Raw genomic sequence first — 14217 nt, 5'->3', positions numbered from 1 at the left:
CTACGATACCGGCCAGCGATGCAGGTCGCTTCCGGGTCCGCGGAAAGGGTTCAACCCACCTGTCGCTGCAAATCCAGTCTTCCCCCATCCTTTGTGCTGGCGGTATTGCGGACCTTCGGCCATCCACGCACGAGGATCCGCATGAAAAAGCTGCCTTCCAACGCCCATCCCGATCATCTGAAAAAGCAGGCCAAGGCGTTGTTGCGCCTGTACCGGCAGAGCGACGCCGATGCCGTCGCGCGCTTCGTCCGGTCCCTGCCGGCGGCCGCGAATCGCACGCATGACCAAACGCTCGCGCTCGGGCTCCGCCTGCACGACGCGCAGTCCTGCATCGCGCGCGAGTACGGTTTTGCTTCATGGGCCGATCTCGGCGTGTTCGTCGAAACGCATGCGCTCGCGCGGCAACCGCGGTCGTCGTTGATTCGCCGCTGGCTCGACCTCGCGTACGGCGCCGACGTGACCGGCGGCTTCGACGCGGCCCGGCCGCGCGTCGCCGCGCAATTGCTGCGCGATCGTCCCGATCTCGTCTCGGCGGACCCGGCGATCGCGTGCGCGTCGGGCGATCTCGACGCGGTGAAGGCGGCGCTGGCCGCCGATCCCGGCTGGATCGCGCGCGCCGGCGGTGCGCTGAAGTTGCCGCCGCTCGTCGCCGTCACGCATTCGCGGCTCGGCCAGCTTCCCGAATTCGCGGCCCGGCTGCGTACGTGCGCGCGCTATCTGCTCGACGCGGGCGCCGATCCGAACCAGCGGATCGGCAACCGGACGGCGCCGGCCTCGCTCGCGGAGCCCGACGAGTCGGCGCCGCTGTCGGCGCTGTATGGCGCCGCCGGCGTCAATCGCGATCCGGCGCTCACCGCGATGCTGCTGGAAGCCGGCGCCGATCCGAACGACGGCGAATCGCTGTATCACTCGGTGGAGAACCCGGCATGCACGCGCCTGCTGCTCGAGCACGGCGCACAGGTGAGCGGGACGAATGCGTTGCGGCGGGCGCTCGACGTGCCGGACGCTGCCGCGCTCGAGTGCCTGCTCGCGCATGGCGGCGACCCGAACGAGCCGGCCGGCGACGGGCCGACGAAGATGTGGGGTGCGCCGTTGCTGCGCGCGATCGCCGTGCGTTGCACGGCGCGCCATGTCGCCGCGCTGCTGGCGGCCGGCGCCGATCCCCGCGCGCGGACTGCCGCGGGCGTGAGCGCGTACCGGCTCGCGATGCAGACCGGGTTGTCCGACGTCGCGGCGCTGTTGCGCGCGGCCGGCGCGGAGGAGGCGCTCGACGCACACGACGCGTTCGTGGCGGCCTGCGCGCGCGCCGATGCCGACGAAGCGCGGCGCATCCAGGCGCGTCATCGCGAGCTGCCCGGTGCGCTGTCCGAGGACCGGCTGCGGCTGCTGCCGGACGCCGCCGCGTGGGGTTCGCGCGATGCGGTGAAGGTGATGGTCGAACTGGGCTGGCCGATCGCCGCGCGCGGCGGCGACTGGGACGCGAGTGCGCTGAACCACGCGGTGTTCCGCGGCGATGCCGAACTGCTGGCGTTCCTGCTCGCGCACGGCGCAAGCTGGCGCGACCTGCACGGCTTCGGCAGCGATGCGCTCGGTACGTTGTCCTGGGCGTCCGTCAACGAGCCGGAGGGCGTCGGCGATCCCGACTGGGAAGCGTGCGCGCGCGTGCTGGTCGCGCACGGCGTGCCGCCGGCGGTGCGCGATCCGTCGAATCCGGATGGCGTGCTGATCGACGGTCGCGCGATGCGGTTCTCCGAGGCGGTCACCGACGTGTTGCTCGGCGTCGACGTCGGGCTGTCCGCATCGACGTGAACCGACGCGGGCGGCCGTGCGTGGCGGCCTGCATTCGGCATCGGCGCGTTTGTCCTGTTGCGCGACGACATTTCGGCGAACGCTGAAACGTCGCGTGCACGACCGGCGTATGCTCACTCGTCAATACCTTCCCCGGAGTTCGCGATGACCCGTTCCGACCTGCAAGCCCGCCACGCCGAAGCCTTCCGCGCGCTGCACACGCGCCCCGGCGCGTTCATCATCCCGAACCCGTGGGACGCCGGCACCGCGCGCCTGCTCGCGATGGCCGGTTTCGAGGCGCTCGCCACGACGAGCGCCGGCTACGCGTTTTCGAAAGGGCGACCCGACAACGCGATCGACCGCGACGCGATGCTCGCTCACATCGCCGATCTCGTCGCCGCGGGCGGCCTGCCCGTGAGCGCCGATCTCGAGAACGGCTTCGGCGACGCACCCGACACGGTGGCCGAAACGATCCGGCTGGCGGCCGAGGCAGGCGCGGTCGGCGGCTCGATCGAGGACGCGACCGGCCGCGCCGATACGCCGATCTACGCGCGCGACGCGTCGGTGGAGCGGATCGCGGCGGCCGTCGACGCGGCGCGTGCGCTGCCGTTTCCGTTCACGTTGACCGCGCGCTGCGAAAACTACCTGCACGGGCGGCGCGACCTCGACGACACGATCGCGCGGCTGGTCGCCTATCGCGACGCCGGCGCCGACGTGCTGTATGCGCCCGGCATCACCGACGCCGACGAGATCGCGGCGGTGACCCGGGCGGTCGGCGCGCCCGTCAATGTCGTCATGGGTCTGCAGGGCGGGTTGCTGAGCGTCGACGAGCTGGCGGCGCTCGGCGTGAAGCGCGTCAGCGTCGGCGGCGCGCTGGCGCGGGCCGCGCTCGGCGCATTCCTGCGCGCGGCGACGGAGATGAGGCGCGACGGCACGTTCACCTTTACCCGGACGGCCGTACCGGGGCGCGATATCAACCGCTGGTTTGCTGCACCGGATAATTCGCCGATTTCGTTCGACGAATGAGCCCCAATAAAAAATGGAATCGTTTACGGCGTGGCATTGATTGACAATAATCAACCGGTTTCGCGTCGGAATTAATCGTCGGTGACGGCGCAAAAATCGTCGTCTATTCTGCGCATTCCGCCCGATCGGTCGCAATCGGCGTGCAAGCCGCGCGGGCGCTGACGCTCGGCGGGTCGTCATGCGCGACGATCCCGCGCATTGTTGCAGGTTCCCGCTCAGCGCGTTGCCGTGCGCGGGAGTTGCCGGATGATTATTTGATTGATAATCTGCGGCACGTTCCAATGGCCGGTGAGTGGGCCGCCGGGAATATCAATATATTCAATATATAAAAAGCTGAGAGAGCGATGACGATCCGAGAAAATCACCGCGTCCGGTTTCGCGTGGGCGACGTCGTGACGCTGAAAACGGGCGGGCCGCGCATGACCGTCACGTATGCCGGGCCGGTCGTGTTCGACGACGGCGACTGGTTGATCTGCCAGTGGTTCGACGAAAGCGGCGAGTTCCGGCAGGAAATGTTCCATCACGACACGGTGGTGCCCGAGCCGCGTGCGATTTCGGCCGGGCGGGTACGACTGCGCATGCAGTCGCACCGCGACCGGTCGGCGGCCTGACGCCGGTCGGCCGCTGCGATGCCGCGGCGCGCGGCGTCCGTGCGACGACATTTCACGTCACCCCGAAACATGCGACGGCGCGCTGCGCCGATACTGGACGCATGAACCCGATCGATCCCATTGCAGCGGTCACGCACCGCGATCCCTATCCCTATTACGCAGCGCTCGTCGACGGCCCGCCGCTCGCGTTCGACGCCACGCTCGGCCTGTGGGTCGCGAGCCGCGCGGCGGCCGTGACGGCCGTGCTCGGCGATCCGGCCTGCCGGGTGCGCCCGCTGGACGCGCCGGTGCCGCCCGCGTTGCGCGGCACGACGGCCGGCGCGTTGTTCGGCGAGCTGGTGCGCATGAACGACGGCGCGTCGCGACACGATGTGCCGAAGCAGGCGTTGCGCGCGGCGTTCGCGCCGATCGACACGGATGCGCTGCGCGATCGCGCCGAGGCGCTTGCCGCGCGGCGACTGCCGGCGCCCGGCGATGCCGACGCGCTGAACGCATGGTGCATGACGGTGCCGGTGTGCGCGGTCGCCGATCTGCTCGGCTTCGACGAAACGCAGCTCGACGACATCGCGGCGCGGGTCGTCGAGTTCGTCGCCGCGCTGTCGCCGCTGTCGGATGCCGCGGCGCTGGCGCGCGCGAGCGACGCTGCGCGGCAACTGCTCGACCGGATGACGGAACGCGTCGCGCAGTCGCATGCGGAGGACGGCACGCTGGTCGCCGCCGTGCAGCAGGCGGCACGGGCGTCGGGCTGGCAGGCGAGCGGCGCGCGGGTCGCGAATCTCGTCGGATTGCTGTCGCAGACGTGCGAAGCGACCGCCGCATGGCTCGGCAATGCGCTCGTGGCATGGAACGGCGAAGCAGGCGCGATGCCGGACGCCGCCGCGCTCGACGCATTCGTCGCCGAGGTCGGGCGTTTCGATTCGCCGGTGCAGAACACGCGCCGCTTCGTCGCGGCACGCACGACGATCGAAGGCGTGAGCGTCGAGGCCGGCGATGCGATCCTCGTCGTGCTGGCGGCGGCGAACCGCGATCCAGCCGTGCATCGCGATCCGCACCGGCTGATGCCCGGCCGCACGACGGGGCCGAATTTCGGCTTCGGCACGGGGCCGCATGGGTGTCCGGGCGAGCGGATCGCACGGGCGGTGACGGCGGGGGCGTTCGCGGCGCGCTTGCGCGCGGGCGGCTGGCCGCCGCGCGATGCGCTGAAGTGGGATTACCGCGCGTCGACCAACGTCAGGATGCCGAAGTTCGACGCGATAACGTGAAGGGGAAAGAAGGGCTCAACGGCAACCTTGCTTTTCCGCCCATTGCTCCTGGGCGGCGACGCGGCGTTGCACGCGTTCGACGAGGCCGGTCGAGAAGGTCCGCATGCTGACGCCGCGGCGCTTCGCGAGGATCGTTTGCGCGACGTCGGTGCGCGGGTTCGGCTGGCACGCCCAGTACAGCGTCATCAGCCAGCCGATGCCCGTCCACCCGAACAGTGCGTTGAACATCGCGATCGTCAGCTTGTCGTGCCGGGCGCGCCGGTCCGCAATGACGGCCGGCAGGAAATAGAGCGCGATCGCTGCGACTGAACCGGCCACTTGAATCAGGACTGCATCATGCATGGTGCTGCTCCGTCCGAACTGCAATGAGGCTGATTGTCGCGCTTTTTCCGTTTATGTGCCGGCAATTGATTGTTGCGCTTTCGGTGACGATCAGGCGGCTTCGGCGTCCGCCGGCTGCACTTCGTTGCTCAGCGCGAAACCTTCGTCGAGCCAGCCCGTCACGCCGCCGATCATCAGCTTGACCGGGCGGCCGAGGCGCGCGAGCCGGATCGCCGCACGTGCGGCGCCGTTGCAGTGCGGCCCCGCGCAATAGACGACGAAAAGCGTGCCGGCCGGGTAACCGGCGAGCTTGCTTTCGACGATCTTGCGGTGCGGCAGGTTGCGCGCGCCGGGCACGTGGCCGGCGGCGAACTGCTCGGGGCCGCGCACGTCGAGCAGCACGAAATCGGGCGCGCCGGACGCCAGTGCGTCGTGCACGTCCCAGCAATCGGTCTCGAAGCGCAGCGATGCCTCGAAATGCGCGAGGGCGGCGACGCTGTCGGCGGCGGGGACGTCGGTGACGTAGGACATGGTGAGGCTCTCCTGGTTGAACGGGCACGGAATGCGCCGCAATGGAGGGCAGTATCGCGGTTCGGCGCACGTCGCGGCAGTGGCGCGATCGACAAGTTCCGGTAACATCGCGCCATGCACAATCATCTCGTCGTCGCACTCGCCTACGATCGCCTCTGCACGTTCGAATTCGGCTGCGTGGTCGAACTGTTCGCGCTCGAGCGCCCCGAGCTGGGCGTCGACTGGTATCGCTTCGCGGTATGCGCGAGCGAGCCGGGGCCCGTGCGCGCGGCGGGCGGCATTACCGTTGCCGCGCCTTACCGGCTCGCGACGCTCGATCGCGCGGATACGATCGTGATTCCGGGCTGGCGCGATCCGGACGAGCTGCCGCCCGAGCCGTTGCTGAAGAAGCTGCGGGCCGCGCACCGGCGCGGCGCCCGGCTCTGCTCGATCTGTTCGGGCGTATTCGTGCTGGCGGCGGCCGGCGTGCTCGACGGCCTCACCGTGACGACGCATTGGCGGTATGCGCAACGCCTGCAGGCGCGTTATCCGGCGCTGCGCGTGAATCCGGATGCGCTGTACGTCGACGAAGGGCAGATCGTCACGTCGGCCGGCTCGGCGGCGGGGCTCGACATGCTGCTGCATCTCGTGCGCCGCGATCATGGCGGTGCGATCGCGAACCGCGTCGCGCAGCGCCTTGTGCTGCCGCCGCATCGCGACGGCGGCCAGGCGCAGTTCGTGCCGCGTCCGGTCGCACCGGGCGGCACCGACCGGCTCGCGAAGCTGATCGACTGGATGCGCGCGCATGCGGCCGAGCCGCACACGCTGGCATCGCTCGCCGCGCAGGCCGCGATGAGCACGCGCACGTTGCAGCGTCGGTTCGCGGACGCGACGGGGATGTCGCCGCTCGCGTGGCTGATCCGCGAACGCGTGAACGTCGCGAAGGACATGCTCGAAGCGCAGCCCGCGTTGCCGCTTGCGCAGGTCGCGGCGCGCGCCGGGTTTGGATCCGAGGAATCGCTGCGCCGGCATTTCCGGCGCGTCGCGGCGACGAGCCCGGCCGCGTACCGGCGCGGGATGGACCGCGGCGGCACGTAGCAGGCGCCGGGCGGGCGCGCTTGCTGCGCGACGATGAAAAGCGCAACCGGTGGCGACGGACACGCATTCCGATAAAAGAGGCCGATGCCGCCTTCCCGTTCGTCGTCGATCCAGGCGCCGATGGTCGGCTCGCCGGGCCCGCTCGCGATTGCCGTGTGCGAAGCCGGCGGGCTCGGTTCGCTCGCCTGCGCGGCCGGCCTGCGCGACGCGTTTCCGAAGGCGGTCTGAACGGCGCGGAAGGGGGCGCCGGCAGGGGAGCATCGGCGTATGATCTGGATTTTCGTCAGCCCTATCCAGGCATCCCCACCATGACATCCGTCGACACCACCCCCGTCCTCGACCATGACAAGCTCGTGACCTTCATCGAGCGCAAGTGGAACGATGAAATCCTCCACGCCCTGACCGACTACATCGCGATTCCGGCGAAGAGCCCCGCATTCGACCCCGACTGGGCGAAGCGCGGTTATCTCGAGCGCGTCGTCACCGACGCCGCGCAGTGGGCCGAACGGCAGCCCGTGAAGGGCCTGAAGCTCGAGATCGTGCGCTTGCCCGGCCGCACGCCGGTGATTTTCTTCGAGACGCCCGCGACGCGTTCGGGCAGCACCGACACGATCCTGCTGTACGGCCACCTCGACAAGCAGCCCGAATTCGACGGCTGGCGCGCGGACCTCGGCCCGTGGACGCCGAAGTTCGAGAACGGCAAGCTGTACGGCCGCGGCGGCGCGGACGACGGCTATGCGATCTACGCGAGCCTCGCGGCGCTCGGCGCGCTCGACGAGCAGGGCATCGAGCGGCCGCGCTGCGTCGGTCTGATCGAGACCTGCGAGGAGTCGGGCAGCTACGACCTGCTGCCGTACGTCGACGCATTGCGCGACCGGCTCGGCCAGGTATCGCTCGTCGTGTGCCTCGATTCGGGCGCCGGCAACTACGACCAGATGTGGCTGACCACGTCGCTGCGCGGCCTCGTGTCCGGCGACCTGCAGGTCGAGGTGCTGGAAGAAGGCGTCCATTCGGGCGTCTACGGCGGCATCGCGCCGTCGAGCTTCCGCGTGATGCGCCAGTTGTTCGAACGTCTCGAAGACGCGAAGAACGGCAACCTGCTGCCGGGCGCGTTTCATTGCGAGATTCCGTCGAGCCGCGTGCGCGAAGCCGAAGCGGCCGCCGCGATTCTCGGCGATACGGTATGGAAGGGGCTGCCGTGGGCGTGCGGCGCGGACGGCAAACCCGTGCTGCCGACCACGACCGATCCGCGCGAGGCGCTGCTGAATTCGACGTGGCGCCCGTCGCTGTCGGTGACCGGGGCGGCCGGCATGCCGGCGCTCGCCGATGCGGGCAACGTGCTGCGCCCGCGCACCGCGTTCAAGCTGTCGCTGCGGCTGCCGCCGCTCGTCGACGCCGCGCAGGCCGTGCAGCAGCTGAAGGCATTGCTCGAACTCGATCCGCCGTACAACGCGAAGGTCACGTTCAAGCCGGACGCGGGCGCCGCGACCGGCTGGAGCGCGCCGGATCTCGCGCCGTGGCTCGCGTCGTCGCTCGACGCCGCGTCGCGCCGCCACTTCGGCGCCGACTGCGCGTACATGGGCCTGGGCGGCACGATCCCGCTGATGAACGTGCTGCAGGAGGGCTTCCCCGCAGCGCAATTCATGGTGTGCGGCGTGCTCGGCCCGAAGTCGAACGCGCACGGCCCGAACGAGTTCCTGCACGTGCCGTACGCGAAGAAGCTCACGGCGGCCGTGGCCGACGTGATCGCGACCGCGCGCTGATCGTCGCGATATCCGACGTGTCGATTGCCCGACCCGAACCGACTTGATGGAGTGTTGCCGATGACCGCACTGCCGACGCCCGATACCGAACCGCTGCGCATGCGCGCCGAACCGCTGCATGCGTTCGTCGCGGCACTCTGGGAACGGGCCGGCAGCCACCCGCGCGAGGCGACGCTCGTCGCCGATCACCTGGTCGGCGCGAATCTCGCGGGCCACGATTCGCACGGCGTCGGGATGATCCCGAACTACGTCGCGTCGTGGCGGGAAGGGCAGTTGCAACTGAACGGGCACGCGTCGATCGTCCGCGACGGCGGCGCGGTGCTGACGATCGACGGCGGCCGCGGCTTCGGCCAGGTGATCGCGTTCGAGGCGATGGTCGAAGGGATCGAGCGCGCACGGCGCATGGGCATATGCGCGATCGGGCTGCGCGACGTCCATCACCTCGGCCGCATCGGGCACTGGGCCGAGCAATGCGCGCGCTCGGGGCTCGTGTCGTTCCATTTCGTCAACGTGCCGGGCGACCTGCTGGTCGCGCCGCTGCACGGCACCGATCCGCGTTTCGGCACGAACCCGTTCTGCGCCGCGTATCCGCGGGCGGGCAAGCCGCCGCTGTTGCTCGATTTCGCGACGAGCGCGATCGCGTACGGCAAGACGCGCGTCGCTTACAACCAGGGTAAGCGCGTGCCGGCCGGCGCGCTGATCGACCATCGCGGCCAGCCGACCGACGACCCGGCCGTGATGCACGAGCAGCCGTTCGGCGCGTTGCTCCCGTTCGGGCTGCACAAGGGGTATGCGCTCGCGGCGATGTGCGAGATCTTCGGCGGCGCACTCGTGGGCGGGCATACGACGTACGGCGATACGCTGCAGAAGACGAGCGCGATCGTCAACGGGATGCTGTCGGTGCTGATCGATCCGCAAGCGTTCGACGCGGCCGACGCCGAACGCGAAGCCGATGCCTTCGTCGCATGGGCGAAGGCGTCACCGCGAGCCGGCGATGCACCGGTGCAGGTGCCCGGCGAGCCGGAAGAGGCGAGCCGCGCCGTACGCGGCACGGCCGGCATTCCGGTCGACCGCGCGACGTGGCGGCAGATTCGCGAGAGCGCGGCGGCCGTCGGTTTCGACGCGGCCGAGCTCGATGCATGGACGCAGCGCTGCGAGGCATCCGCATGAGCTGGCAGGCGGAGAAGGCGCACGGCGAGGAAATCGCGTATCAGCTTGCGCCGCTCGGTACGGTCGCCGTCGCACGCTTCTTCAGCGGTGCGGCCTTGCGGCTCGACGGCGTGATGTTCGGCTTCATGTCGCGCGGGTCGCTGTTCCTGCGCGTCGACGATGTGAACCGCCCGGCGTTCGTCGCGGCGGGGATGGGGCCGTTCTGGTATGCGCGGCCTACGCGCACCGTCTCGCTCGAGGGCTATTACGAAACGCCGGCCGACGTGCTCGAGGATGCGGGCGCGCTGTTCGACTGGTGCCGCAGCGCGTATCGCGCGGCGCTGCTGGCCGGGCCGCCGAAGCGCAAGGCGAGGGGGGCGTCGAAGACGGTATCCGCGGCAGGAGCGAAAGCCGCGCCGAAAGCTGCAGCGAAGCCCGCATCGAAACCGGCGTCGAAAAAGGTGTCCGGTCCAGCGGCGAAATCCGCATCGAAGCCGGCGTCGGCGCGGAAAGCGGAACCGGCCTTGAAATCGTCACGGGCGCAGGCCGCGAAGCCTGCGGCGAAGCGCAAGCAGACGTAGTACCGACCGCGCGGCGCGACAGCCTCGCGATTTTTCGTTTTCCTTTCTTTCAGGCATACCCGCACGACCCGGCGCACGCATGCATCGAGCTTGACGCACCGCACATCGTCCATGCTTCACAACGACGGCCCCGGCGTTTATGATCGGCGCGGGTTGCGCCCGTGCCTCGCGCGACCTGCGCCGGCCTCGCCGCCGGCCCCGCGAACGGCGCACCGGACGCCGCGCGGAACGCTTCCCCACTCATCATTCCAGACGGAGACAGCCGATGCTCGTCCTGATTCTCGGTTTAGCGATCTTCCTCGGTGTGCATTCGATCCGGATCGTCGCCGACGGCTGGCGGTCCGCGACGATCGAGCGGATCGGCGAGCGGGGCTGGAAGGGCGGTTACGCGATCGCGTCGATCGTCGGCTTCGCGTTGATCATCTGGGGGTACGGGATCGCCCGCACGAGCGCGACGTTGCTGTGGGTGTCGCCGCTCGGCGTGCGCCACCTGACGGGCATGCTGACCGCGGTCGCGTTCGTGCTCATCGCCGCGTCGTATGTGCCGCGCAACCGGATCAAAACGCTCGTCGGGCATCCGATGCTGGCAGGCGTGATGGTCTGGGCGGTGGCGCACCTGCTCGTGAACGGCACCGTGCACGCGGTCGTGCTGTTCGGTGCGTTCTTCGTGTGGTCGATCGTCGATTTTGTCGTGTCGCGTGCGCGGGATCGCCGCGACGGTGTCCGCTATCCGGCCGGCCGACTGGCCGGCGACGTCGCGGCCGTTGCTGCCGGGCTCGTCGCCTGGGCCGTGTTCGCGCTGTTCCTGCACGGCCCGCTGATCGGCGTGCGGCCGTTCGGCTGAACGGAACGCGCGCGCCGGTCGGCGTCCCGCTCGTCAGCGGCTCTTCGCGCCGGCTGCCTGCCCGAATGACGGCTGCTTGCGCCGCAAGAAGTACGCCGCGACGATCGCGAGCGCCGTCAGCACCGTGAACCAGAACTGGAAGCGCGAATCCGGATTGAACGCCTGCGACCCCAGCACGGCGACGAGCGCCAGCAGCGCGACCCAGTTCGACACCGGATAGAACCACGCGCGGAACGCCGTCGGGTCGCGTTGCTCGTGCCGCGTCTGCCGGCGCATCGCGAAGTGCGCGACGACAATGAAGATCCATACGATCATCACGAACGCGCCGCTGCTCTTCGCGAGCATCAGGAACAGATCGCCGCCGCTCACGAAGTGAATGCCGAGGATCGACACGCAGATGGCGAGGCACAGCACGAGCGCGTTCATCGGCACGCCCTTCGCGTTGGTGCGGCCGAACATCGCCGGCGCGTGGCCGCGCTGGCTCAGCGAGAACAGCATGCGCGAGTTCGAGAACAGGAACGAGTTCATCACGGACATGAACGACACGAACAGCACGATCTTCATCGCGACGGCCGCCGCCGTGAAGCCCGCCATGCCGAACAGCGACACGTACGGCGATTTCAGGTTGACCTTGTCGGTCCACGGCATGCACAGGATCAGGATCGACACCGAGCCGACGTAGAACACCATCACGCGCACGATCACGCTCTTGATCGCGCGGATCACGTTCCTGCGCGGGTTTTCCGATTCGCCCGCGGCTACGGCCGCGATCTCGCTGCCGCCGAGCGAGAAGATCACCACCATCACGCCGGCGAGCACGGGCGAGATGCCGTTCGGCATGAAGCCGCCGTGCTCGGTCAGGTTCACGAGCCCCGGTGCGGGAATGCGCGGCTGGAAGCCGAGCAGGATCGATGCGCCGAGCGCCATGAAGACGACGATCGTCGCGACCTTCGCGAACGACAGCCAGTATTCGGCTTCGCCGAACGAGCGCACCGAGTAGGCGTTGCTCGCGATCAGCGTGACGAGCATGAACAGCGCGCCGCCCCACACAGGCAGCCACGGCAGGAAATCGTGGAGGATCGCGCCGAGCAGGATCGCTTCGACGGTGATCGTCATCATCGATTTGAACCAGTACAGCCAGCCGACCGCGAAGCCGGCCCATTCGCCGAGATAGCTGCTCGCGTACGTGGAGAACGAGCCGCTGTCGGGATTGCGGGACGCCATTTCGCCGAGCATGAACATGACCAGCGTGACGATCACGCCGCCGATCAGGTACGACAGGATCGCCGCGGGGCCGGCCGTTGCGATGATCGCGCCGGAGCCGACGAACAGGCCCGCGCCGATCACGCCACCGAGCGCGATCATCGTGATGTGCCGTTGCTTGAGGCTTTGCCTCAACGAGTTGTGCTGCATCTCCTACCTCTAGTTATTGTTGGCCGGGAACGTATCGGACGGCGCGTCGGCAAGCGTTCTGCCGCACGGGCGCCGATGTCGAGGGAGCGTGGGGTGACGCGATGTGCCGGCCCGCCGGCGGTGAATCGAAATGGCGGCCGCGGTGTGCCGGTCGGCGCCCGCGAGAGGGCGACGATCGCGACAACCCGGATTGTGGTCGGGCACCGTCGCGACGGCAAACGAGATATGCGAAAGACGTCTTGCGGTTTGCTCATCAATTGCCGCGATCGCGGCAGGGACGAGCGTGGGCTCAGATCGGTTTGACGAACAACCCGACGGTCAGCAGCGCGCCGATGCAGACGATCGCGATCCGCAGCACGCGTTCGTTCACGCGATGCAGCGCCCACGCGCCGAGCAGGCCGCCGACGATCGCGCCGCCGCCGAGCGCGATCGCCGCGCGCCAGTGCAGGTGCGGCGAGGTGAGGAACAGCACGACCGCCGACGCGTTCATCACGCCCGCCAGCGCGTTCTTGGTCGACATCGCGCGGCGAGGCGGCAGGCCGGCCATCGTCAGCGCGGCCATCATCAGGAACCCGATGCCGCCGCCGAAGTAGCCGCCGTAGACCGCGATCAGGAACTGCGAGACCCCGGTCGCGACGGGGCCGAGATGTTGCGCGCCAGTGTCCGGTTTGCGGAAGAAACTGCCCCATGCGAACACGATCGTCGCGAACAGCACGAGCCACGGCACCAACTGCGAGAAGATCGACGACGGCGTTTTCAGCAGCAACAGGCCGCCGAGTGCGCCGCCGGCCACGCTGATCGCGAACAGTGCGCGAAACGGCAGCTTGCCCACGCCGCTCACCATGTTCCGGCTGGCCCAGCCCGTGGTGACCTGGCCGGGGAACAGTGCGACCGTCGACGTGATGTTGGCCGCGAGCGGCGACATTCCCGACACGATCAACGCGGGCAGCGTGACGAACGAACCGCCGCCCGCGAGCGCGTTCTGGAGGCCGGCCCACAGGCCGGCGACGATGACGAGAGCGAGCACGATCGATTGATCCGGGATATCGGGCTTGAACCGACGACGGCCAAGCCCGCCGCGTGAGGATGCACGATGGTAATTCAGGACCGCCGTCCACGCACGCGTGTCGGCGCGATGCCGGCGATGGCCGGTGCGCGGACCGCATGCGCGTCGATTATTTGCAGCGAGGATTCAATTCCGCCAAAACCTCGTTATTTATTTCCTTTTCGGATTCGCTGGGTTGGTTTGGGGAGGCTGGTTTTCGGTGTGAATGAATATCGTTACGGCGAAGGCTGAATTGGATGCCAGTGCTCGGCAGAAATAGGTGTCGGGTTCGGAGATGCCGGGGATGTCTCTGGGTTTTCCGGAAAATCCTTTTTGCCGACGAGGTTTATAGGTGGATGCGATGCGTCAGGATGCGCGATCTCAATACAGTTGCATACCGAAATCTGCTCTTGCTTTCCTTCCGCTGAAGTGGGCACGGGCCCAAGCGGGCCGGGCTTTTCGAGATAACCCTGTCGCGATGAATCATTGTCTTGGCAACGAATTCGTCGAATCAATCCTGCAAATTGTTCATCTTTTTATGATGAGAGAAAAATATATGCACGAAAGACTGAAAATATTTGTAAAAGCTCCAACGGAGTGCAATGATGTACGTGAAAGACCGGTGTAATCTAAATGCAGGCACGAGCAGTAACATAAAAGAGAGTAATGGTGCACCGCGACAATTCGCTCTGATCAAGCGAATCGTTGGTTATTCGCGATAAAAGGAAATAACTAATATGGCGAGGGCGGTAGAGATGCAGATCCAATATCAAACAAAAAATCGCCGTACGGAGAAAATCCGCGGC

General features: G+C 68.2%; 14 protein-coding genes and 1 pseudogene. 11 read left to right on the top strand and 4 right to left on the bottom strand.

Features of this window, described 5'->3' with window-relative positions:
* Nucleotides 1-141: 141 nt before the first annotated feature.
* The 4 genes from WS95_RS08205 (at nucleotide 142) to WS95_RS08190 (ending at nucleotide 4687) form a co-directional block, all read left to right on the top strand.
* Nucleotides 142-1809: an ankyrin repeat domain-containing protein gene (locus WS95_RS08205; RefSeq protein ID WP_059823238.1), complete on the top strand. Its 1668-nt coding sequence runs from the start codon at nucleotides 142-144 to the stop codon at nucleotides 1807-1809.
* Between the two features lie 144 nt (nucleotides 1810-1953).
* Entirely contained in the window at nucleotides 1954-2814 is an 861-nt protein-coding gene (locus tag WS95_RS08200) for an isocitrate lyase/PEP mutase family protein (RefSeq protein WP_059786010.1), read from the top strand.
* Between the two features lie 344 nt (nucleotides 2815-3158).
* Nucleotides 3159-3425 carry a YodC family protein gene (locus WS95_RS08195; RefSeq protein ID WP_034204377.1) on the top strand — a complete coding sequence of 89 codons (267 nt, stop codon included), beginning with the start codon at nucleotides 3159-3161 and terminating at the stop codon, nucleotides 3423-3425.
* A 101-nt stretch (nucleotides 3426-3526) separates the two neighbouring features.
* Nucleotides 3527-4687 (top strand): cytochrome P450, encoded by a 1161-nt coding sequence (locus WS95_RS08190; protein ID WP_059786008.1) that lies wholly within the window; start codon nucleotides 3527-3529, stop codon nucleotides 4685-4687.
* Nucleotides 4688-4702: 15 nt separating this feature from the next.
* Here WS95_RS08190 and WS95_RS08185 read toward each other — a convergent pair whose 3' ends face one another.
* Nucleotides 4703-5029: a superinfection immunity protein gene (locus WS95_RS08185; RefSeq protein WP_034204379.1), complete on the bottom strand. Its 327-nt coding sequence runs from the start codon at nucleotides 5027-5029 to the stop codon at nucleotides 4703-4705.
* A 90-nt stretch (nucleotides 5030-5119) separates the two neighbouring features.
* Nucleotides 5120-5539 (bottom strand): rhodanese-like domain-containing protein, encoded by a 420-nt coding sequence (locus WS95_RS08180; RefSeq protein ID WP_059823236.1) that lies wholly within the window; start codon nucleotides 5537-5539, stop codon nucleotides 5120-5122.
* Nucleotides 5540-5653: 114 nt separating this feature from the next.
* On the opposite strand from WS95_RS08180, the gene ftrA reads away from it, so the two are divergent.
* From ftrA to WS95_RS08155, 6 genes and pseudogenes are all read left to right on the top strand, one after another.
* Complete coding sequence (gene ftrA, locus WS95_RS08175) at nucleotides 5654-6616, top strand: transcriptional regulator FtrA (RefSeq protein WP_059823235.1); 963 nt, start codon at nucleotides 5654-5656, stop codon at nucleotides 6614-6616.
* A gap of 84 nt (nucleotides 6617-6700) precedes the next feature.
* A pseudogene (locus tag WS95_RS34700) lies at nucleotides 6701-6811 on the top strand (2-nitropropane dioxygenase); the annotation flags it as partial.
* Between the two features lie 113 nt (nucleotides 6812-6924).
* Entirely contained in the window at nucleotides 6925-8379 is a 1455-nt protein-coding gene (locus tag WS95_RS08170; protein WP_034204382.1) for a M20 family metallopeptidase, read from the top strand.
* Between the two features lie 60 nt (nucleotides 8380-8439).
* A complete protein-coding gene (locus WS95_RS08165; protein ID WP_059786001.1) occupies nucleotides 8440-9549 on the top strand; it encodes a malate/lactate/ureidoglycolate dehydrogenase in 1110 nt (369 codons plus the stop codon).
* Complete coding sequence (locus tag WS95_RS08160) at nucleotides 9546-10109, top strand: TfoX/Sxy family protein (RefSeq protein ID WP_059823547.1); 564 nt, start codon at nucleotides 9546-9548, stop codon at nucleotides 10107-10109. The genes WS95_RS08165 and WS95_RS08160 overlap by 4 nt, the downstream gene beginning before the upstream one ends.
* 265 nt (nucleotides 10110-10374) lie before the next feature.
* Nucleotides 10375-10953 carry an NnrU family protein gene (locus tag WS95_RS08155; RefSeq protein ID WP_059823233.1) on the top strand — a complete coding sequence of 193 codons (579 nt, stop codon included), beginning with the start codon at nucleotides 10375-10377 and terminating at the stop codon, nucleotides 10951-10953.
* Nucleotides 10954-10986: 33 nt separating this feature from the next.
* Here WS95_RS08155 and WS95_RS08150 read toward each other — a convergent pair whose 3' ends face one another.
* Together WS95_RS08150 and WS95_RS08145 are read right to left on the bottom strand one after the other, a co-directional pair.
* Complete coding sequence (locus tag WS95_RS08150) at nucleotides 10987-12366, bottom strand: amino acid permease (RefSeq protein ID WP_059823232.1); 1380 nt, start codon at nucleotides 12364-12366, stop codon at nucleotides 10987-10989.
* A 289-nt stretch (nucleotides 12367-12655) separates the two neighbouring features.
* Nucleotides 12656-13393: a sulfite exporter TauE/SafE family protein gene (locus tag WS95_RS08145; protein WP_059823230.1), complete on the bottom strand. Its 738-nt coding sequence runs from the start codon at nucleotides 13391-13393 to the stop codon at nucleotides 12656-12658.
* A 66-nt stretch (nucleotides 13394-13459) separates the two neighbouring features.
* On the opposite strand from WS95_RS08145, the gene WS95_RS34695 reads away from it, so the two are divergent.
* Entirely contained in the window at nucleotides 13460-13663 is a 204-nt protein-coding gene (locus WS95_RS34695) for a hypothetical protein (RefSeq protein ID WP_156444456.1), read from the top strand.
* Nucleotides 13664-14217 lie beyond the last annotated feature (554 nt).

The sequence above is a fragment of the Burkholderia sp. MSMB1826 genome, from assembly GCF_001526325.1.
GTDB lineage: Bacteria > Pseudomonadota > Gammaproteobacteria > Burkholderiales > Burkholderiaceae > Burkholderia.
Note: the sequence above shows the minus strand (reverse complement) of the source record. Positions and strands in the feature narration are given on the sequence as shown.